The organism is Mesorhizobium sp. WSM4904 (assembly GCF_029674545.1).
Lineage (GTDB): Bacteria > Pseudomonadota > Alphaproteobacteria > Rhizobiales > Rhizobiaceae > Mesorhizobium.
On sequence record NZ_CP121354.1, the window covers coordinates 3,996,960 to 4,014,083 of the forward strand.

The following is a 17,124-nucleotide window of genomic DNA, read 5'->3' on the forward strand; positions in this document are numbered from 1 at the left end:
TCTCCTGACGGCTCAAGGAAAGCGCCAGCCCGATCAGGCTGGCGCCGCAAGCGGGTAGATAGGCACCATTCGGCGAAACACCATGGACCGGCCGGTCAAATCCTCGGGATGGGCCGGCGCCTACCAGCTTCCGGTGTTCGGCATCGAGGCCCACGGCTCGGCCTTGGCTTTTGCCGGGCCTTTCTGCAAGAGCTCGATCGAGATGCCGTCGGGCGAGCGGATGAAGGCCATGTTGCCGTCGCGCGGCGGCCGGTTGATGGTCACGCCACTGTCCATCAGCTTCTGGCAGGTGGCGTAGATGTCGTCGACCTCATAGGCGAGGTGGCCGAAATTGCGGCCGCCCTTATACTCTTCCGGGTCCCAATTGTAGGTCAGCTCGATCAGCGGCGCCTTTTCACTGATGCCGCTTTGCTCGTCCTCGGACGCGGCGAGGAAGATCAGCGTGTAGCGTCCCTGCTCGTTCTCGTAGCGACGCACTTCCTTGAGGCCGAGCTTGTTGCAGTAGAAATCGAGCGATCGATCGATGTCGGCGATGCGGACCATTGTATGGAGATAGCGCATATCGGTTTCCTCGGAGCGTTGCATTGCGGCGCACCATAGGAGCCGCTCCGTCAAAGGGCAATCGTCCGACAAAACCGGCGCAGCGGTCCATTTCAGGCCGCGCCATTGCGTGCCGACCTGCGCCGGCAAACAACAATTAAGGCTTTCCCGTGCGCAACGGTGAAAAAAGGCACGTCAGGTCTTGCACACCCCGGAAGCCGCAGTGTTAATCTCATGGCAAGAATCAGTCGTTGTTGCAGTTGGAAAAGGGGGCATTCTTATGGGGGAAAAAGCCTCTTTCATGGGGCGGGACGGAAGCCTTGACGACGCCTTGAAGCGGGACAGCGGCGGCGATACCGAGCTTGTCGAGATCGCCGGGGCTATCAAATGGTTCGACGTGGCCAAGGGCTACGGCTTCATTCTTCCGGACGATGGCGTCTCGGGTGACGTTCTCCTCCATGTGACATGTCTTCGAAGGGACGGCTTCCAGACCGCGCTGGAAGGCGCGCGCGTGGTCTGCCTCGTCAAACAGGGCGAGCGTGGCCTGCAGGCTTTCCGCGTTCTTTCCATGGATGCTTCGACTGCGGTGCATCCGGCGGAGCAGGAGCAGCGCACGCACGTCACCGTGACGGCGGAGAGCGGGCTCGAACGGGCGCTGGTGAAGTGGTTCAACCGCACCAAGGGCTTCGGCTTCCTGACCCGGGGCGAGGGCACCGAGGACATCTTCGTCCACATGGAGACGCTGCGCCGCTACGGCATCACCGAACTGAGGCCCGGCCAGGTCGTGCTGGTTCGCTTCGGGCGCGGCGACAAAGGCCTCATGGCCGCCGAAATTCACCCCGATATGGGCACCTTGCCGGTCTCGCATTAGGGCTTTCCCGACACGATCAGGATGGCCCGTGCAAGGCCAATCTTTGTCCGAAAACCGGTTCCACTCGCCTGGATCATGGTCTAAAGCGCATCGCGATCTTTCAGATTCGCTCTGTGCGCTTTAGGTTTTCGATTTACGCATGTCTTTGTCCCGAAACCGGTTCCCACTTTCGGGAGACATGTTTTGGGACGGGGCCCGGACGAGGTATCAAATGGCTAACCGCAACTGGCTGACTGCAGGCGCGCTTTGCGCCGCCATCGTTTTGGCCGCCTATTTCAGTGCCTTGAAACCGAGTGCGGCGGACGACCAGGCCATGATGCTGCCGGTCGATCCGACGCCGCTGGTCGCGATGACCGGCTCCGGCAGGCACTCCTTCTCCATCGAGATCGCCGACACCTCCGAAGAGCGCGAGGCCGGGCTGATGTTTCGCAAGGACATGGCCGACGATCACGGCATGCTGTTCGTGTTCGAGAAGTCCGGCGAGGTGAATTTCTGGATGAAGAACACGCCGATGCCGCTCGATCTGGTCTTTGTCGGCCAGGACGGCAAGATCAAGGCCATCAAGCGCGGCGAACCGGAATCCGAAGCCATCATTTCTCCAGGGCAACCCGTAAGCTTCGTACTCGAGCTCAAGGCGGGAACGGCCGCCAAGGACGGTCTCAGGGACGGCGATCTCTTGCGCCATCCGGCGATCGCCAAGGCGTCGGGCTCCGGTTCCAACTGACCGCGGCAACACCAATGCAATATTTTTCCCATGACGGCTTCGAACTCGCCTATCTCGACCGCCAGCCGGCGTCCGGGCAGGGCGATCCGGTGCTGATGATCCACGGCTTTGCCTCGAGCCATTACGTCAACTGGGTCTCGCCCGGCTGGTTCAAGACGCTGAACGACGCCGGCTACCGCGCCATCGCCTTCGACAACCGCGGCCACGGCTCCTCGTCGAAGAGCTACGACGAGGCCGACTACACGCCGGCCAAGATGGCTTTGGACGCGGCCGCGCTGCTCGATCATCTCGGCGTCGAACGTGCCCATGTCATGGGCTATTCGATGGGCGCGCGGGTATCCGCATTCATGGCGTTGTCCAATCCGGACAAGGTTGCGACGCTGGTGTTGGGCGGCCTCGGTATCGGTCTTGTCGACGGCGTCGGCGACTGGGATCCGATCGCCGATGCGCTTCTGGCGGAGGATCCCGGTACGATCAGCCATGCGCGCGGCCGCTCGTTTCGCGCCTTCGCCGACCAGACGCGGAGCGATCGCCAGGCGCTCGCCGTCTGCATCGTCGGCTCGCGCGCGTCCATGAGCGAGGAGGATGTGGCGCGCATCGCGCAGCCGACCTTGATCGCCGTCGGGACAAAGGACGACATCGCCGGTTCGCCCGACGAGCTCGCCGCGCTGATGCCCAACGCGAAGGCTTTTCATATCGAAGGCCGCGACCACATGCTCGCCGTCGGCGACAAAAGCTTCAAACAGCGCGTGCTGGAGTTTTACGCCGAGAATCCGCTCTGAACGGCATTATCCGGCCTCGAGCGCGGCCAGCGACCGCGCCAGGTTCTTTCGGGCCTGCGCCTCGAACCGCTGCCGGAACTCGGCGGTATGGAAAACATGCGGGCGGGCCAGAAAACTCTTCAGGACCGCGGCGCGGCCGGCGCGCCACATCGGCTCTTCGACCCAGCCATATTCGCGCCGGACCGCCTTCTCATAGGCATCGAAGACGTCCGGTTCGGCGCCAAGGATCGCCAGGTCCATGTCGAGGAGGAAGGCTGCGTCGCTAGTCGCCTTCTCGTCGTCGAGCTGCGGCAACTGATGCGTGGCGGTGGCGTCGATCATCGCCACAATGCGGCTGAGACGCTCCGGGCTGACGCGGCCGGAAAGCTTTTGCTCCGCCAAGGCCGCGCTTTTGGCCTCGTTGTCCTTGGCGCGGCTGTCATAGATCGCGTCGTGGAACCAGATCGCCGCTTCGACGGCGTCCGGGTCATGGAGCAGGCGTCGGCATTCTTCGGCCAAAGCCAGCATGGCCTCGACATGAGCGAGGTCGTGGTAATGCCTGTCCCCGGCCTGATAGAGCGCGGTAAGCTCGCTCTTCAGTGCTTCGTCGATCAAGGGTTCGTTTTCCATTGCGGCTTGAATTCCCGTGAACCAAGTCCATTTGACAAAGCACTAAGGAAAATTGAGTTCAACCGTGCTACGATCTAGCCTATATGTGCCGCCGGATGAACGAGCAGGCCGGAGACCGTCGATGAACAGCGTTACGATAGCCCGCCCCAGCATGGTGCAGCCGGTCGATCCGATCTGGCGCGCGATCCGCGACGAGGCGATGGAAGCGGTGAACCGCGACCCTCTGCTTGCCGCCTTCCTCTATTCGACCATCCTCAATCAGGAAAGCCTGGAAGAAGCGGTCATTCATCGGCTGGCCGAGCGCCTGGCGCACCAGGACATCGGCTCCGACCTCATCCGGCAGACCTTCAAGGCGATGCTTGCCGACGATCCCGAGTGGAGCGGGACCGTTCGCGTCGACATCCAGGCCTATTACGACCGCGACCCGGCCTGCGACCGCTTCATCATGCCTGTGCTCTATTTCAAGGGTTTCCATGCGATCCAGACTCACCGGCTGGCGCACTGGCTGTGGAACCAGGGCCGCAGGGACTTCGCGCTCTATCTGCAGAGCCGCTCATCCTCGGTGTTCCAGACCGACATCAATCCGGCCGCCCGCATCGGCAAGGGCATCTTCCTCGACCACGCCACCGGCCTGGTGGTCGGCCAGACGGCCGTCATCGAGGACGATGTCTCGATCCTGCATGGTGTGACGCTCGGCGGCACCGGCAAGGCCAGCGGCGACCGTCATCCGAAGATCCGCCGCGGCGTGCTGATCGGCGCCGGCGCCAAGATCCTCGGCAATATCGAGATCGGCCACTGCTCGAAGATCGCGGCCGGCTCGGTGGTGCTGTCGCCCGTGCCGCACAACAAGACGGTCGCCGGCGTGCCCGCGCGGGTCGTGGGAGAAACCGGCTGCGACCAGCCTTCGCGGCAGATGGACCAGCTCCTGCCCTCGCAGACGATGGACCACGTCGTCAGCTTCGACATCTGAATTCGGCAGCCATCGGCCGCGGCCGGAATCCGGCCGCCATTTCAGGTGCCGATTGTCCCGTGTTATGCTGCCGGCTTGCCTTTACATCGCCATCGTCGGCGTGTCAGAAGCGCGTTCCAACGAACAAGCCGACATTTCGGAGAAGACTTTTGAAGCCGGACGAAATCAGAAAGCTGGACGCCTATTTCAAGCGCGTCTTCCAGAATCCCAGGCTGCAGGTGAAGGCGCGCCCGCGCAAGGAAGACTCGGCCGAGGTCTATGTCGGCGACGAGTTCCTCGGCATCGTCTTCAAGGACGAGGACGACGGCGACTACAATTTCTCGATGGCGATCCTCGACGTCGATCTGGCCTGAGCCTTCCCCAGCGAATTGCTGCCCGGTCCGGCAATACCGCCGGGTCTGCGCCCGCCGCCAGTTGGCCAAGCGTCGTGCGCCTGCAGCTACCCGACGATTTCGTTGGCCGACCGCAGGAAGTTGTCGGGTAACGTGATCGCCATTCTCCGCGCGGCGTTCAAATTGACGATCAACTCGGGTCGGCGGACATATTCGACCGGAAGCGTGCCGGCGTCAGTTCCGTTGAGGACGGTATCGACCTGGCTGGCCATTCGACGCGCGGCAAAGGCAAGGCTCGTGCCGTAAGCCATCAGCGGACCGTATCTTGCATGATCCCTGCCGAAGATGGCCGGCAGCCGCGCGGCGTTCGCCATCTCGACGATCATGGCCCCGTATGTCGTGGTTCGCGGGACCTCAAGGCACAGTAGACCGCCCGCCCCGGCGACCGCGAATGCGACGAAGGCAGCCTCCAGGTCTTCCTCGCGGCCAAGCAGGCGAATGCAGATGTCTAGGCCTTCCGCTTCGGCAGCCGCTTTAGAAAGCCTCGGCAGGATGTCTGGAACCCCAGCGTCGCCCAAAACCGCCAAGCATCTCAGGCCCGGCACCACCTTCTTCAACATCCGCACTTGCTCGCCTATCTGGCCAGGTCGAAGTTCGTGCATCCCGTTGTGCGGCCACCGGGCCGCTCGGCATTCTGGACGATTTTCGCCGATACCGGATCGAGCACGATGGCAAAGACGATCGGCAGGTCGGGCGCCGCTTCGCGAGCAGCCCAGTAGCTCACTGCCCCGATGGCGACGATAATCTTGGCCCGGTGCTGAACAAGCTCGGCGGCGAGACTTGGAAGGCGATCGAGATGTCCGTCGGCAAAGCGAGGCTCGATCTGGATGGTTTCACCGTCCTCGTAGCCCAGGTCCCTGATTGCATCGCAGAAGGCGCCGAAGCTCGGATACGATCGGTCGCCGGCCAGCAGCATGCCGACAACGGGGATGTCTGAAGGCCGCATTCTTCGGATTCCTGGCGGTGCCGTTTCGATGTCGAAGCTAACACGGGGCGGGCAAGGCGACATGCCGAAAGCGACATGCCGAAAGATCGGCTTCCCCTCCACGGGATGCAGAAATGCCGGCCAAATCCGGTCCGCCTTAATGCGGGCAGTGCCGCGGGATATGCACCCGCCGCCAGCCGGTCGAGCCTTCCCGCACCACCACCCGACGCGCCACCGTCCGGTATGAAGGCGGGATTTCGGTGATGCGCCGCTCTTCCGGCCGCACTAGCACCTCGCGGGCGACGCCTTCATATTCCGCCGGAAGAACGACGCGCCGGACGCGCTCCGGTTCGACGATCACGGTTTCGGCGACCCGCGCGTAGCGCGCCTTGCGCCACACTTTGCAAAGCACCTTGCGGCCATGGATGACGCGCCATTCCCAGGCGTAGCCGCCGTCGTCCACCTTGAGCGTGTGGTAGACGGTTCGCGTGACCGCGGGCACGACCTCATAACTGACTCGGGGAGGGGCGATCTGCTCCAGGCCTTCGCTCGTGCCGTAGATCGGTGGGTCATAGTCGATGAGCTGGCCGCCTGGGCTCACCATCACGTCTTCGTAGACGGTGTCGTAAAGCGCCGGCCGGCGCACCGGCTCGTAGCATTCGAGCGCGCGGCCGCCGGCCGCGGTTTCCGACACGGTGGCAAGCATCGCGACCGCGGCGAGCGATGCGGAGCTCTTGTAGAACATGACATTCCCCCGTTGAAAAAGGACGCCCATTCAACGCAGGAGCGTATAGGAAGGTCCGCTCCCGGACAGGGATTTCAGGGCTTGTCGTTAAGCAGCGCGGTTAAGAAACTGCTACCTTGGCGGAGCCGCTCTTCGACGCGGTACAATTTCCCGGGCCAGCAGCCGGCATTCCTTGGGCCGAGACGCTTGATTCGACTTAACCAGATGGCTAGGAGGGGCGACCTTGCGCTAGGGTGAGCCGGCATCCTATTTAGGACCTAACGATCCAGAACCGATTCCGCCCGATTTCTCATATTTCACGGCGCCGGAATCCATCCAATAAGGGCAGTCCATGAAGAACCCCGTCGAAACCTACATGAACCTCGTTCCGATGGTGGTCGAACAGACCAATCGCGGCGAGCGGGCCTACGATATCTTCTCGCGCCTCTTGAAGGAACGCATCATCTTCATCACCGGCCCGGTCGAAGACGGCATGGCGACGCTGGTTTGTGCACAGCTTTTGTTCCTCGAGGCGGAGAACCCCAAAAAGGAGATCAACCTCTACATCAACTCGCCGGGCGGTGTCGTCACCTCGGGCATGGCGATCTACGACACCATGCAGTTCATCAAGCCGGCGGTGTCGACGCTCTGCATCGGCCAGGCGGCCTCGATGGGTTCGCTGCTGCTTTGCGCCGGCCACAAGGACATGCGCTTTGCCACGCCGAACGCCCGCATCATGGTCCATCAACCGTCAGGCGGGTTCCAGGGGCAGGCGTCGGACATCGAACGTCATGCACAGGACATCATCAAGCTGAAGCGCCGCTTGAACGAGGTCTATGTCAAGCATACCGGCAAGAGCTATGACGAGATCGAACGGACACTCGACCGCGACCATTTCATGTCCGCCGACGAGGCCAAGGACTTTGGTCTGATAGACAAGGTCATCACGACGCGTGAGCTGGGCGAAACGGCCACCGCATAGGCCCTGGTTGGCAGCTGAATGGCGGGATAACGCGCTTTTGGCGCGGCTTGCGGCATTTCGGCCACAATTGCCTGTTCCCTCGAAGGCTGGGATTGCCTACGTTAAGGCTATGTTGATTTTCGACGGCTTAGCTTTGCATGGGTTGCTGCGAATCATTGTCGCGTTTTCTGATTTGTGTTTCGTACGGAATGCGCTGTGTGAGCCGGGACACTGGCGGTGGCGGATTGCCGCGATAGATTGGTGAGACGCCAATGCGGCCAGACCATCGGCGGGCAGGCGGTGAAAGGACAGAAAAATGAGCAAGGTAAGCAACAACGGCGGTGATTCAAAGAACACGCTCTATTGCTCGTTTTGCGGCAAAAGCCAGCACGAAGTGCGCAAGCTGATCGCCGGTCCGACCGTCTTCATCTGCGATGAGTGCGTCGAACTCTGCATGGACATCATCCGCGAGGAGAACAAGACCTCGATGGTGAAGTCGCGCGAGGGCGTGCCGACCCCGCAGGAGATCCTCAAGGTCCTCGACGACTATGTCATCGGCCAGCCCTACGCCAAGCGGGTGCTGTCGGTCGCCGTCCATAACCACTACAAGCGCCTTGCGCATGCCGGCAAGAACAACGACGTCGAGCTGGCGAAGTCGAACATCCTGCTGATCGGCCCGACCGGCTGCGGCAAGACGCTGCTCGCGCAGACGCTGGCCCGCATCATCGACGTGCCCTTCACCATGGCCGACGCCACGACGCTGACCGAGGCCGGCTATGTCGGCGAGGACGTCGAGAACATCATCCTGAAGCTGTTGCAGTCGGCCGACTACAATGTCGAGCGCGCCCAGCGCGGCATCGTCTATATCGACGAGATCGACAAGATCTCGCGCAAGTCGGACAATCCCTCGATCACCCGCGACGTGTCGGGTGAGGGCGTGCAGCAGGCGCTTCTGAAGATCATGGAAGGCACGGTCGCTTCCGTTCCGCCACAGGGCGGCCGCAAGCACCCGCAGCAGGAATTCCTGCAGGTCGACACCGCCAACATCCTGTTCATCTGCGGCGGCGCCTTCGCAGGGCTCGACAAGATCATCTCGGATCGCGGCCGCAAGACCTCGATCGGCTTCGGCGCGACCGTGGCTTCGCCCGAGGATCGGCGCACCGGCGACCTGTTCCGCCAGGTCGAGCCGGAGGATTTGCTGAAATTCGGCCTGATCCCGGAGTTCGTCGGCCGCCTGCCCGTTCTGGCGACGCTCGAAGACCTCGACGAGCCGGCGCTGATCCAGATCCTGACCGAGCCGAAGAACGCGCTGGTCAAGCAGTATCAGCGGCTGTTCGAAATGGAAAACGTCGACCTGACCTTCCACGAGAACGCGCTGTCGGCGATCGCCAAGCGCGCCATCGAGCGCAAGACCGGCGCCCGCGGCCTGCGTTCCATCATGGAAGCAATCCTGCTCGACACGATGTTCGAGCTTCCAGCGCTGGAAGGCGTGCGCGAAGTCGTGATCTCGGAAGAGGTGGTCTCCGGCAACGCCCGGCCGCTCTACATCTATTCCGAGCAGAAGGAAAAGAAGGGCAACGTCAGCGCCTGACATGACAGCTGATCGGCAATTTTTTCATGGAACGGCGCCCGTGCGGCGCCGTTTTGCTGTGAGGGGTGTGCCGCCTGGTGATGGAGTGGATGAGCGGACCATGTTAACCCTTGATCTTTGCTCCGCCCGCATCCACCTAACAGCGGAAGGCCGAAGTGCCGAATTCTGTGCTGTAAAACTCCCGTCACAAACGGTGGTAGGCGGAACGACGCTCGGTCGTTAATATGAGATTCGCGGTTGGCTCAATTAGCGGCCGCGACATGAAAGGTTGGACAATGGCCAAGATATCCAAGTCTTCCAGCGACGGCGTTTTCGCGGTCCTCCCACTGCGCGACATCGTCGTGTTCCCGCACATGATCGTTCCGCTCTTCGTGGGCCGTGAAAAGTCGATCAAGGCGCTGGAAGAAGTGATGGGTCAGGAAAAGCAGATCCTGCTTGCCACCCAGATGAATGCAGCCGACGACGATCCTGAGCCCGATGCGATTTTCGACATCGGCACGCTCGCCAATGTGCTGCAGCTCCTGAAGCTGCCCGACGGCACCGTGAAGGTGCTGGTCGAGGGCGCCTCGCGCGCCAAGATCGTCTCGTTCACCGACCGTGCCGATTTCCACGAGGCCCGTGCCACGGCGCTGGTCGAGCCGGAGGAGGAAGAGGTCGAGATCGAGGCGCTTGCCCGCTCGGTCGTCACCGACTTCGAAAATTACGTCAAGCTGAACAAGAAGATCTCGCCCGAAGTGGTGGGTGCCGCCAGCCAGATCGACGACTATTCCAAGCTCGCCGACACGGTCGCCTCGCATCTCGCCATCAAGATCCCCGAGAAGCAGGAGATGCTCGCCACGCTCTCCGTCAAGGAGCGTCTCGAGAAGGCGATGGGCTTCATGGAGGCCGAGATCTCCGTGCTCCAGGTGGAAAAGCGCATCCGCTCGCGCGTGAAGCGCCAGATGGAGAAGACGCAGCGCGAGTACTACCTCAACGAGCAGATGAAGGCGATCCAGAAGGAGCTCGGCGAAGGCGAGGACGGCCGCGACGAGGCCGCCGAGATCGAGGCGCGCATCAAGAAGACCAAGCTCTCCAAGGAGGCCCGCGAGAAGGCGGAAGCCGAATTGAAGAAGCTGCGGTCGATGTCGCCGATGTCGGCTGAATCCACCGTCGTGCGCAACTATCTCGACTGGCTGCTGTCGATCCCGTGGGGCAAGAACTCCAAGGTCAAGCATGACCTCGCCTTCGCGCAGGATGTGCTCGACGCGGATCACTTCGGCCTCGACAAGGTCAAGGAGCGCATCGTCGAGTACCTCGCCGTACAGAGCCGGCAGAAGAAGCTGAAGGGACCGATCCTGTGCCTCGTCGGCCCGCCCGGCGTCGGCAAGACCTCGCTCGGCAAGTCGATCGCCAAGGCCACGGGGCGCGAGTTCATCCGCATGGCGCTCGGCGGCGTGCGCGACGAGGCCGAGATCCGCGGCCACAGGCGGACCTATATCGGCTCGATGCCCGGCAAGGTCATCCAGTCGATGAAGAAGGCCAAGAAGTCCAACCCGCTCTTCCTGCTCGACGAGATCGACAAGATGGGCCAGGACTTCCGCGGCGATCCGTCGTCGGCCCTGCTCGAGGTGCTCGATCCGGAGCAGAACTCGACGTTCATGGACCATTACCTCGAGGTCGAATACGACCTGTCGAGCGTGATGTTCGTGACGACGGCGAACACGCTGAACATCCCTGCGCCTTTGATGGACCGCATGGAGATCATCCGTATCGCCGGCTACACCGAGGACGAGAAGATCGAGATCGCCAAGCGTCACCTGATGCCCAAGGTGATCCGCGATCACGCGCTGCAGCCGAACGAGTTCTCGGTCGGTGAGGACGCGATCCGCGGCATCATCCAGACCTACACAAGGGAAGCCGGCGTGCGCAGCCTGGAGCGCGAGCTGATGAAGCTCGGGCGCAAGGCGGTGACCGAGATCCTGAGGACGAAGAAGAAGACGGTGAAGATCACTGCGGACAACCTTGCCGACTATCTCGGCGTTCCGCGCTTCCGCTTCGGTCAGGTCGAGGCCGACGATCAGGTCGGCGTCGTTACCGGTCTAGCCTGGACGGAAGTCGGCGGCGAGCTGCTGACGGTCGAAGGCGTCATGATGCCCGGCAAGGGCCGCATGACGGTGACCGGCAACCTGCGCGACGTGATGAAGGAATCGATCTCGGCGGCGGCTTCTTACGTTCGCTCGCGGGCCATCGATTTCGGCATAGAGCCGCCGCTGTTCGACAAGCGCGACATCCACGTCCACGTGCCGGAGGGCGCGACGCCCAAGGACGGCCCGTCGGCGGGCGTGGCGATGGTGACGGCGATCGTGTCGGTGCTCACCGGCATTCCGGTTCGCGCCGATGTGGCGATGACCGGCGAGGTGACGCTGCGCGGCAGGGTGCTGCCGATCGGCGGCCTGAAGGAGAAGCTGCTTGCCGCGCTGCGCGGCGGCATCAAGAAGGTGCTGATCCCGGAAGACAACGCCAAGGACCTGGCGGAGATTCCGGACAATGTGAAGAACAACATGGAGATCATTCCGGTCTCGCGGGTCGGCGAGGTGCTGAGGCACGCGCTGGTCAAGATGCCGGAGCCGATCGAATGGGTCGAGCCGGTGAATCCGCCGGCCGGCGTGGATGCCGGTGACGACGCCGGCAAGTCACTTGCACATTAGCATTTTCTAACATTGCAACGCACAATGAGAGAGCCGGGCTTCCAGCCCGGCTTTTTCACGTGAAAAATCTCCGAAAAAGTGGGAAAAAGCCCGGAATTCCGCGGTTTTCGGCTTGGGTTCCGGAACGCTTCTTTCTAAAGTCCGTTTCCTGCCGGATGAGTCGTACGTTCCGGTTTTCTCATGGAAGGGAATTTTGATGAACAAGAACGAACTGGTGTCCGCTGTCGCCGACTCCGCAAGCATTTCGAAGGCTGATGCGCAGTCTGCCGTCGATGCGGTGTTCTCCGTGATCACTGGCGAACTGAAGAAGGGCGGCGATGTCCGGCTTGTCGGCTTCGGAAATTTCACCGTGTCAAAACGCGCTGCTTCGACCGGCCGCAACCCGCAGACCGGCGCGGAAGTGAAGATTCCGGCGCGCACCGTGCCGAAGTTCTCGGCTGGCAAGGGCCTCAAGGACGCGGTCAACTAAGACCTTTTTCTTTAAGCTCAGAAGAGCCGGGCTTGCCCGGCTCTTCTTTTTCGTGCCCTGCGTCCGCGGGGCGTGCGTTCAGCCGGTCGGCGCGTCGGCGCGCATAAGGCCTTCCTGCTTGAGATCCGCCCACAAGGCCGCCGGGATCTTGACATCGAGCAGCGCGCGATTGCTTTCGACCTCGGCTGGCCGCTGGCCGCCGGGGATCACCGACATCACGGAAGGATGCTGCAGCGGGAACTGGAGCGCTGCCTCGATCAGCCGCACGCCATGGCGCTTGCAGACCGCCTCTATGCGCGCCACGCGGTCGAGCACGGCTTGCGGCGCCTCGGTATAATTGTAGAAAGCGCCCGGCTTCGGTCCCGTAGCCAGGATACCGGAATTGTAAGGGCCGCCGAGAACGATGCCGATGCCGCGCTTCTCGCAGAGCGGCAGGAAGGTAGCCAGCGCTTCCTGCTCGAGCAGCGTGTAACGGCCGGCGAGCAGGAACAGGTCGAAATCGCCGCGCTCGGCGAGCGTCTGGCAGACCTGCCATTCGTTGATGCCGCCGCCGAAGGCCTTGATCACATCCTGGTCGCGCAGCGAAAGCAGGGCGTAATAGCCCGAGGACATGAACTCCTCGATGCGCCTGTCCGACGCCTCCTTGCTGCCGTGGGTGAAGATGTCGACATCGTGCACATAGAGGATGTCGATGCGGTCGACGCCGAGACGCTCCAGCGATGCCTCGAAGGAACGCATCACGCCGTCATAGCTGTAGTCGTAGACTTCCCGGCGCGAGGGCGTCTCGAAGAACTTGCCGATACCGGTGCGCTGGTCGGCCGGCGAGACGCGCAAGAGGCGGCCGACCTTGCTCGACAGCACATAGTCGTCACGCTTCTTGCCGCGCAGGAAAGGATTGAGCCGGGTTTCGGAGAGGCCGAGGCCATAGAGGGGAGCGGTGTCGAAGTAGCGGCAGCCGGTCTCCCATGCCGCCTCCAGCGTGGCATTGGCATCCTCATCGGAGACGGCGCGGTAGAGATTGCCGAGCGGCGCGGTGCCGAAGCCGAGCTCGGTGAAGGTGATGCCGCCATTGCCGATGCGGTCGAAATGCCGTGTCTTCATAGCCTCAATGTTCCCGGATCGATTTGTCTGACATGACACTATCACGCCGCTGGCACAGCAAAAGCATCGAGGCTCGTTGGACAGCAATTTTCGCGGTGATAGCATGAACAAAAACAAGTGTTTCGCACGAAAAGCCGCAAGCCTGATCAAGCCTCGGCAGAATGGGATGAACCGCCATGACGCAAGCCGGACCGGACATGTTTGCAACCGCGCTGGACGAGCTTGCCGCCGTGGTGCGGCGTATCGATGACGACCGGGTCGACGCCGCCTGCGCAATGCTGGCCGATGCCGGCAAGATCGTCGTCTATGGCTGCGGCCGGGAGGCACTTCAGGTCAAAGGCTTCGCCATGCGGCTCTATCATCTAGGCCTGCCGGTTTCGGTTGTCGGCGATATGACCACGCCGCCGCTGGGCGAAGGCGACATCTTCCTCGCGAGCTCCGGACCGGGCGAAACCACCACCGTGCTCACCTTGATGCGTGTCGCCCGCGACGCCGGCGCCAAGGTGCTGCTGCTTACCGCCGAACCGGCGGGCAGCGCTGCGAAGCTTGCCGACTTCACGCTGCTCGTTCCGGCCCAGACCATGGCCAGCGACCACGGCGCCGCCAGAACTTCGGTGCTGCCGATGGGCTCGCTGTTCGAGGGCGCGCTTTTCCTGCTGTTCGAAGTGATGGTGCTGAAGCTCAAGGCGCTCACCGGCGCGACCCCGGAAGCGATGCGCGCCCGGCACACCAACTTGGAGTAGAGACATGCGCTACGAACTGATGCTGCCGCACCAGATCCGCAAGGCGATCGAAGAAAACTGGCCGGTCGTGCTGCCGCTCGGCGTGCTCGAATACCATGGCGAGCACATGGCGGTCGGCATGGACACGCTCGCCGTCATCAAGACGCTCGAACTCGTCGAGAAGGAGAGGGACATCGTCATCCTGCCGCCCTTCTACTATGGCGCGGCGAGCTATGCCGTGGAGCCGCCGGAAGGCAGCGGCTCGGTGCAGGTCGGCGGTCCGGTGCTGGCTCCCTTTGCGGAAGAGCTGTTCTACGGCCTGCTGCGCATCGGCTTCCGTAACATCCACGCCATCATCCATCACCAGACCGAGAATTTTGTCGCCGGCATGCCGACCGATCTCGCCTTCAAGACCGCTGGCCGGCAGGCGATTTTCCGTTTCCTGGAAAAGGAGCGCGGCGAGGGCTGGTGGGGCTCCGACAAGATGGCCGACTATTATGCCGGCCACGCCCAGGGCGAGAATGTCTTCAACTGGGTGCAGGTGCATCCGCTGATGCCGGCCGCCGCCATGAACGGCAAATACCCGTTCGACCATGCCGGCATCGGCGAGACGTCGCTGATGCTGGCGCTATGCCCCGAGGCGGTGGATGCCGGCCATTTCGCGGACAACAAGGGCTGGTACACGAAGGGCGCGCCGGAGGCTTCGGCCGAGCTGGGGCAAAAGGGCGTCGCGATGATCCTCGATCACCTACGGGCGATCCTGCGAGCCTAGCTCCCCCTTCTCCGCTTGTGGGAGAAGGTGGCCGCGAAGCGGACGGATGAGGGGTGTTCCAGGGAACGCCGACGTTCACTCCGCTGGAACACCCCTCATCCGTCTCGGCGCTAACGCGCCGATCCACCTTCTCGCACAAGGGGAGAAGGAAAGGGGCTACTTCACCGAACCGGCTGTCATGCCCATGATCAGATAACGTTCGAGCGCGATGCCGATGATCGCCAGCGGTGCGATGGCTGCCGTGGCAAGGGCTGCCATCGACCACCAGTTGATGCCTTGCGAGCCGGTCTGGCTCGCCACCATCACGGGGATGGTCTTGGCATCCGTCGAGGTGAGCAGCGCGGCGAAGAAATATTCGTTCCAGCAGAGCACCATCGCCAGGATGAAGGCGGCGACCATGCCGGGCAGCGCGATCGGCATGACGATGCGGAAGAACGCGCCCCAGATCGACAGGCCGTCGACGAGTGCTGCCTCCTCGAGTTCGACGGGAATGGAGTTGAACTGGTCGCGCATGATCCAGATGACGATCGGCAAGACCATCAGCGTGTAGAGGAGCACGAGCCCGATGCGCGTGTCGAGCAGGGCCACCTCGCGGTAAAGCACCAGGAAGGGCAGCGCCAGCACGACCGGCGGCAGGATGAGCTGCGACAGGAAGAAGAAGGAGATGTCCTCGTTCTTGAACCACGCGAACTTGTAGCGATAGCGGGTGAGGCCATAGGCGGCGAGGCTGCCGATGACGATGGCAAGGCTGGATGCGCCGACCGAGGTGATGACCGAGTTCATGAAGCGCTTGAGGAATTCGTCGCGCACGGTCGAGGTCTGGAAGATCGAATCCGGCGATAGGCCGAGCGAGCGCCAGCCTTTCCAGTCGGGCTGGAAGTCGATGAAGGGGATGAGGTGGCCTTGCGTGACATCGACGGCCGATTTGAACGAGGTGGTGATCGTCCAGTAGATCGGGAACAGGCAGACGAAGGACCAGAACACCAGCGCGCCATAGATGAAGACGCGGCTGGTGATGAAGGCGGCCGGCGAGCGGATCTCGGAAACGGTGTATTCGGTGGTCTGGACGCTCATGATGCCGCTCAGTTGACGTTGCGCACGAAACGGCCGGCGATCTTCAGCAGCCAGGTGACGAACACGACGATGATGATCAGGTAGACCATGGCGAGCATGGTGCCGTAGCCGACATTCGAGCGGTCGCGATACTCGCGGTAGATGAAGCTCGAAACCGAATCCGTGGCGCCGCCGGGGCCGCCGGACGTTACCGTGATGATGATATCGGCAAGCTTGAGCTTGAAGATGATGCGCAGGATCACCGCCGTCAGCGACACCGGCAGCATCAGCGGAAAGGTGACCTGCCAGAAGGTCTGCCATGCGTTCGCGCCGTCGACGCGCGCCGCCTCGATCACCTCGCGCGACATGGCCTGCAGGCCGGCGAGCAGCATGATCATCATGAACGGGATGAAGGTCCAGGCGTCGAGCACCATGATCGAGATGCGCGCTATGATGGGGTCGGAGAAGAAGGCCGGATTGTTCCAGCCGAGATGGCGCGCCAGCGTCGATGCCGGTCCGAACCGGTATTCCATCAGCGATTTGCCGACCATCCAGGAGACGGCGACCGGCGACAGCATCAGTGGCAGCAGAAAGACCACGCGGAAGAATTTTCTGGCGCGGATCTGCGCGTTGAGCAGCAGCGCCAGTCCGAAGGCGATGACATATTCGACCAGCACCGCCAGCACGTAGAGCACCATGTTGAACAGCGCGTTGCGATAATAGGGATCGCCCAGCATCTGCCAGAGATTGTCGAGCCCGTTGAACCTGCGGCCGGAAAACGAGCTGAGGTTCCAGTCGGTCAGCGCGATGTAGAAGCCAAACAGCGTCGGGAAGATCACCATGGCTATGGTGAAGAGCAGCGCCGGCAGCAGGAACAGCGCGCGTTGGCCGTCCTCGCCGCGCGTCAGCACCTGCCAGGCGCCGAGCGCGACACCCCACAGCACATAGGCGTAGACCACGGGACGCCAGGTATAGAAGCCGACCGTGTCGACTTCGGTCTTGTAGAGGATCTGCATCACGATCGTCGCCAGCAGCGCGAGCGTCGCAGCAACCATCAGGGCCCAGCCGAGGCGCTTGCGGCCGGGCGGAATGAGATCGGTCGCCGTGGAATTTGCCGGCCACGCATTCGCGGTCGAAGTCTGCTCAGCCACGCTTATCGCCTCTACCTTTTGTTTTCACGCAATTCCGGACGGAAAGCCGCTTCACACTTTTCCTGGAATTGCTCGAAGCC

General features: G+C 62.4%; 19 protein-coding genes. 11 read left to right on the forward strand and 8 right to left on the reverse strand.

Annotation, left to right across the window (positions count from 1 at the left end):
- Positions 1–120: 120 nt before the first annotated feature.
- Positions 121–561 carry a lactoylglutathione lyase gene (gloA, locus tag QAZ47_RS19050; protein ID WP_278202262.1) on the reverse strand — a complete coding sequence of 147 codons (441 nt, stop codon included), beginning with the start codon at positions 559–561 and terminating at the stop codon, positions 121–123.
- 280 nt (positions 562–841) lie between these two features.
- Between gloA and QAZ47_RS19055 the strand changes: the two genes are divergently transcribed.
- The 3 genes from QAZ47_RS19055 to QAZ47_RS19065 all read left to right on the forward strand — a co-directional run bounded on the left by QAZ47_RS19055 (position 842) and on the right by QAZ47_RS19065 (position 2,917).
- A complete protein-coding gene (locus tag QAZ47_RS19055) occupies positions 842–1,411 on the forward strand; it encodes a cold-shock protein (RefSeq protein WP_347405177.1) in 570 nt (189 codons plus the stop codon).
- Between the two features lie 211 nt (positions 1,412–1,622).
- Positions 1,623–2,135 carry a DUF192 domain-containing protein gene (locus tag QAZ47_RS19060; protein ID WP_278230396.1) on the forward strand — a complete coding sequence of 171 codons (513 nt, stop codon included), beginning with the start codon at positions 1,623–1,625 and terminating at the stop codon, positions 2,133–2,135.
- Positions 2,136–2,149: 14 nt separating this feature from the next.
- Positions 2,150–2,917: an alpha/beta hydrolase gene (locus QAZ47_RS19065; RefSeq protein ID WP_278230397.1), complete on the forward strand. Its 768-nt coding sequence runs from the start codon at positions 2,150–2,152 to the stop codon at positions 2,915–2,917.
- 6 nt (positions 2,918–2,923) lie between these two features.
- On the opposite strand, the gene QAZ47_RS19070 is transcribed toward QAZ47_RS19065, so the two are convergent.
- Complete coding sequence (locus tag QAZ47_RS19070; RefSeq protein WP_278230398.1) at positions 2,924–3,526, reverse strand: hypothetical protein; 603 nt, start codon at positions 3,524–3,526, stop codon at positions 2,924–2,926.
- 121 nt (positions 3,527–3,647) lie between these two features.
- Between QAZ47_RS19070 and cysE the strand changes: the two genes are divergently transcribed.
- Together cysE and QAZ47_RS19080 are read left to right on the forward strand one after the other, a co-directional pair.
- Complete coding sequence (cysE, locus tag QAZ47_RS19075; RefSeq protein WP_278074020.1) at positions 3,648–4,496, forward strand: serine O-acetyltransferase; 849 nt, start codon at positions 3,648–3,650, stop codon at positions 4,494–4,496.
- A 149-nt stretch (positions 4,497–4,645) separates the two neighbouring features.
- Positions 4,646–4,849, forward strand: coding sequence for a DUF3126 family protein (locus QAZ47_RS19080; protein WP_278230399.1), 204 nt, complete (start codon positions 4,646–4,648; stop codon positions 4,847–4,849).
- 86 nt (positions 4,850–4,935) lie between these two features.
- On the opposite strand, the gene QAZ47_RS19085 is transcribed toward QAZ47_RS19080, so the two are convergent.
- The 3 genes from QAZ47_RS19085 to QAZ47_RS19095 form a co-directional block, all read right to left on the reverse strand.
- Positions 4,936–5,448, reverse strand: a complete 513-nt coding sequence (locus tag QAZ47_RS19085; RefSeq protein ID WP_278230400.1) for an ABC transporter substrate binding protein — start codon at positions 5,446–5,448, stop codon at positions 4,936–4,938.
- A 14-nt stretch (positions 5,449–5,462) separates the two neighbouring features.
- Positions 5,463–5,834 carry an ABC transporter substrate binding protein gene (locus tag QAZ47_RS19090; protein WP_278230401.1) on the reverse strand — a complete coding sequence of 124 codons (372 nt, stop codon included), beginning with the start codon at positions 5,832–5,834 and terminating at the stop codon, positions 5,463–5,465.
- Positions 5,835–5,970: 136 nt separating this feature from the next.
- Complete coding sequence (locus QAZ47_RS19095; protein WP_278230402.1) at positions 5,971–6,558, reverse strand: hypothetical protein; 588 nt, start codon at positions 6,556–6,558, stop codon at positions 5,971–5,973.
- Between the two features lie 331 nt (positions 6,559–6,889).
- Between QAZ47_RS19095 and clpP the strand changes: the two genes are divergently transcribed.
- The 4 genes from clpP to hupB all read left to right on the forward strand — a co-directional run bounded on the left by clpP (position 6,890) and on the right by hupB (position 12,245).
- Positions 6,890–7,519, forward strand: coding sequence for an ATP-dependent Clp endopeptidase proteolytic subunit ClpP (gene clpP, locus QAZ47_RS19100; RefSeq protein ID WP_127423823.1), 630 nt, complete (start codon positions 6,890–6,892; stop codon positions 7,517–7,519).
- 295 nt (positions 7,520–7,814) lie between these two features.
- Positions 7,815–9,089 carry an ATP-dependent Clp protease ATP-binding subunit ClpX gene (clpX, locus tag QAZ47_RS19105; RefSeq protein ID WP_059185169.1) on the forward strand — a complete coding sequence of 425 codons (1,275 nt, stop codon included), beginning with the start codon at positions 7,815–7,817 and terminating at the stop codon, positions 9,087–9,089.
- 275 nt (positions 9,090–9,364) lie between these two features.
- The gene (lon, locus tag QAZ47_RS19110; protein ID WP_278202267.1) at positions 9,365–11,776 is read left to right on the forward strand and encodes an endopeptidase La; all 2,412 of its coding nucleotides are present in this window, start codon (positions 9,365–9,367) and stop codon (positions 11,774–11,776) included.
- Between the two features lie 196 nt (positions 11,777–11,972).
- Complete coding sequence (gene hupB, locus QAZ47_RS19115; RefSeq protein WP_027166452.1) at positions 11,973–12,245, forward strand: DNA-binding protein HupB; 273 nt, start codon at positions 11,973–11,975, stop codon at positions 12,243–12,245.
- 78 nt (positions 12,246–12,323) lie between these two features.
- On the opposite strand, the gene QAZ47_RS19120 is transcribed toward hupB, so the two are convergent.
- Positions 12,324–13,346 carry an aldo/keto reductase gene (locus QAZ47_RS19120; protein ID WP_278202268.1) on the reverse strand — a complete coding sequence of 341 codons (1,023 nt, stop codon included), beginning with the start codon at positions 13,344–13,346 and terminating at the stop codon, positions 12,324–12,326.
- Between the two features lie 176 nt (positions 13,347–13,522).
- Between QAZ47_RS19120 and hxlB the strand changes: the two genes are divergently transcribed.
- Together hxlB and QAZ47_RS19130 are read left to right on the forward strand one after the other, a co-directional pair.
- Positions 13,523–14,089: a 6-phospho-3-hexuloisomerase gene (gene hxlB / locus QAZ47_RS19125; RefSeq protein WP_278202269.1), complete on the forward strand. Its 567-nt coding sequence runs from the start codon at positions 13,523–13,525 to the stop codon at positions 14,087–14,089.
- Positions 14,090–14,093: 4 nt separating this feature from the next.
- Complete coding sequence (locus tag QAZ47_RS19130) at positions 14,094–14,840, forward strand: creatininase family protein (RefSeq protein ID WP_278202270.1); 747 nt, start codon at positions 14,094–14,096, stop codon at positions 14,838–14,840.
- Positions 14,841–14,996: 156 nt separating this feature from the next.
- Here the strand turns inward: QAZ47_RS19130 and QAZ47_RS19135 are convergent, their stop codons facing one another.
- Complete coding sequence (locus QAZ47_RS19135) at positions 14,997–15,914, reverse strand: carbohydrate ABC transporter permease (RefSeq protein ID WP_278202271.1); 918 nt, start codon at positions 15,912–15,914, stop codon at positions 14,997–14,999.
- An 8-nt stretch (positions 15,915–15,922) separates the two neighbouring features.
- Positions 15,923–17,044: a sugar ABC transporter permease gene (locus tag QAZ47_RS19140; protein WP_278202272.1), complete on the reverse strand. Its 1,122-nt coding sequence runs from the start codon at positions 17,042–17,044 to the stop codon at positions 15,923–15,925.
- Positions 17,045–17,124 lie beyond the last annotated feature (80 nt).

Coding starts and splice junctions, on each gene's coding strand:
- QAZ47_RS19135 (WP_278202271.1), bottom strand. CDS start 15,914: ATGAGCGTCCAGACCACCGAATACACCGTTTCCGAGATCCGCTCGCCG.
- QAZ47_RS19060 (WP_278230396.1), top strand. CDS start 1,623: ATGGCTAACCGCAACTGGCTGACTGCAGGCGCGCTTTGCGCCGCCATC.
- lon (WP_278202267.1), top strand. CDS start 9,365: ATGGCCAAGATATCCAAGTCTTCCAGCGACGGCGTTTTCGCGGTCCTC.
- QAZ47_RS19130 (WP_278202270.1), top strand. CDS start 14,094: ATGCGCTACGAACTGATGCTGCCGCACCAGATCCGCAAGGCGATCGAA.
- hupB (WP_027166452.1), top strand. CDS start 11,973: ATGAACAAGAACGAACTGGTGTCCGCTGTCGCCGACTCCGCAAGCATT.
- QAZ47_RS19120 (WP_278202268.1), bottom strand. CDS start 13,346: ATGAAGACACGGCATTTCGACCGCATCGGCAATGGCGGCATCACCTTC.
- QAZ47_RS19090 (WP_278230401.1), bottom strand. CDS start 5,834: ATGCGGCCTTCAGACATCCCCGTTGTCGGCATGCTGCTGGCCGGCGAC.
- QAZ47_RS19055 (WP_347405177.1), top strand. CDS start 842: ATGGGGCGGGACGGAAGCCTTGACGACGCCTTGAAGCGGGACAGCGGC.
- clpX (WP_059185169.1), top strand. CDS start 7,815: ATGAGCAAGGTAAGCAACAACGGCGGTGATTCAAAGAACACGCTCTAT.
- QAZ47_RS19070 (WP_278230398.1), bottom strand. CDS start 3,526: ATGGAAAACGAACCCTTGATCGACGAAGCACTGAAGAGCGAGCTTACC.
- gloA (WP_278202262.1), bottom strand. CDS start 561: ATGCGCTATCTCCATACAATGGTCCGCATCGCCGACATCGATCGATCG.
- QAZ47_RS19085 (WP_278230400.1), bottom strand. CDS start 5,448: ATGTTGAAGAAGGTGGTGCCGGGCCTGAGATGCTTGGCGGTTTTGGGC.
- hxlB (WP_278202269.1), top strand. CDS start 13,523: ATGACGCAAGCCGGACCGGACATGTTTGCAACCGCGCTGGACGAGCTT.
- QAZ47_RS19095 (WP_278230402.1), bottom strand. CDS start 6,558: ATGTTCTACAAGAGCTCCGCATCGCTCGCCGCGGTCGCGATGCTTGCC.
- QAZ47_RS19065 (WP_278230397.1), top strand. CDS start 2,150: ATGCAATATTTTTCCCATGACGGCTTCGAACTCGCCTATCTCGACCGC.
- cysE (WP_278074020.1), top strand. CDS start 3,648: ATGAACAGCGTTACGATAGCCCGCCCCAGCATGGTGCAGCCGGTCGAT.
- clpP (WP_127423823.1), top strand. CDS start 6,890: ATGAAGAACCCCGTCGAAACCTACATGAACCTCGTTCCGATGGTGGTC.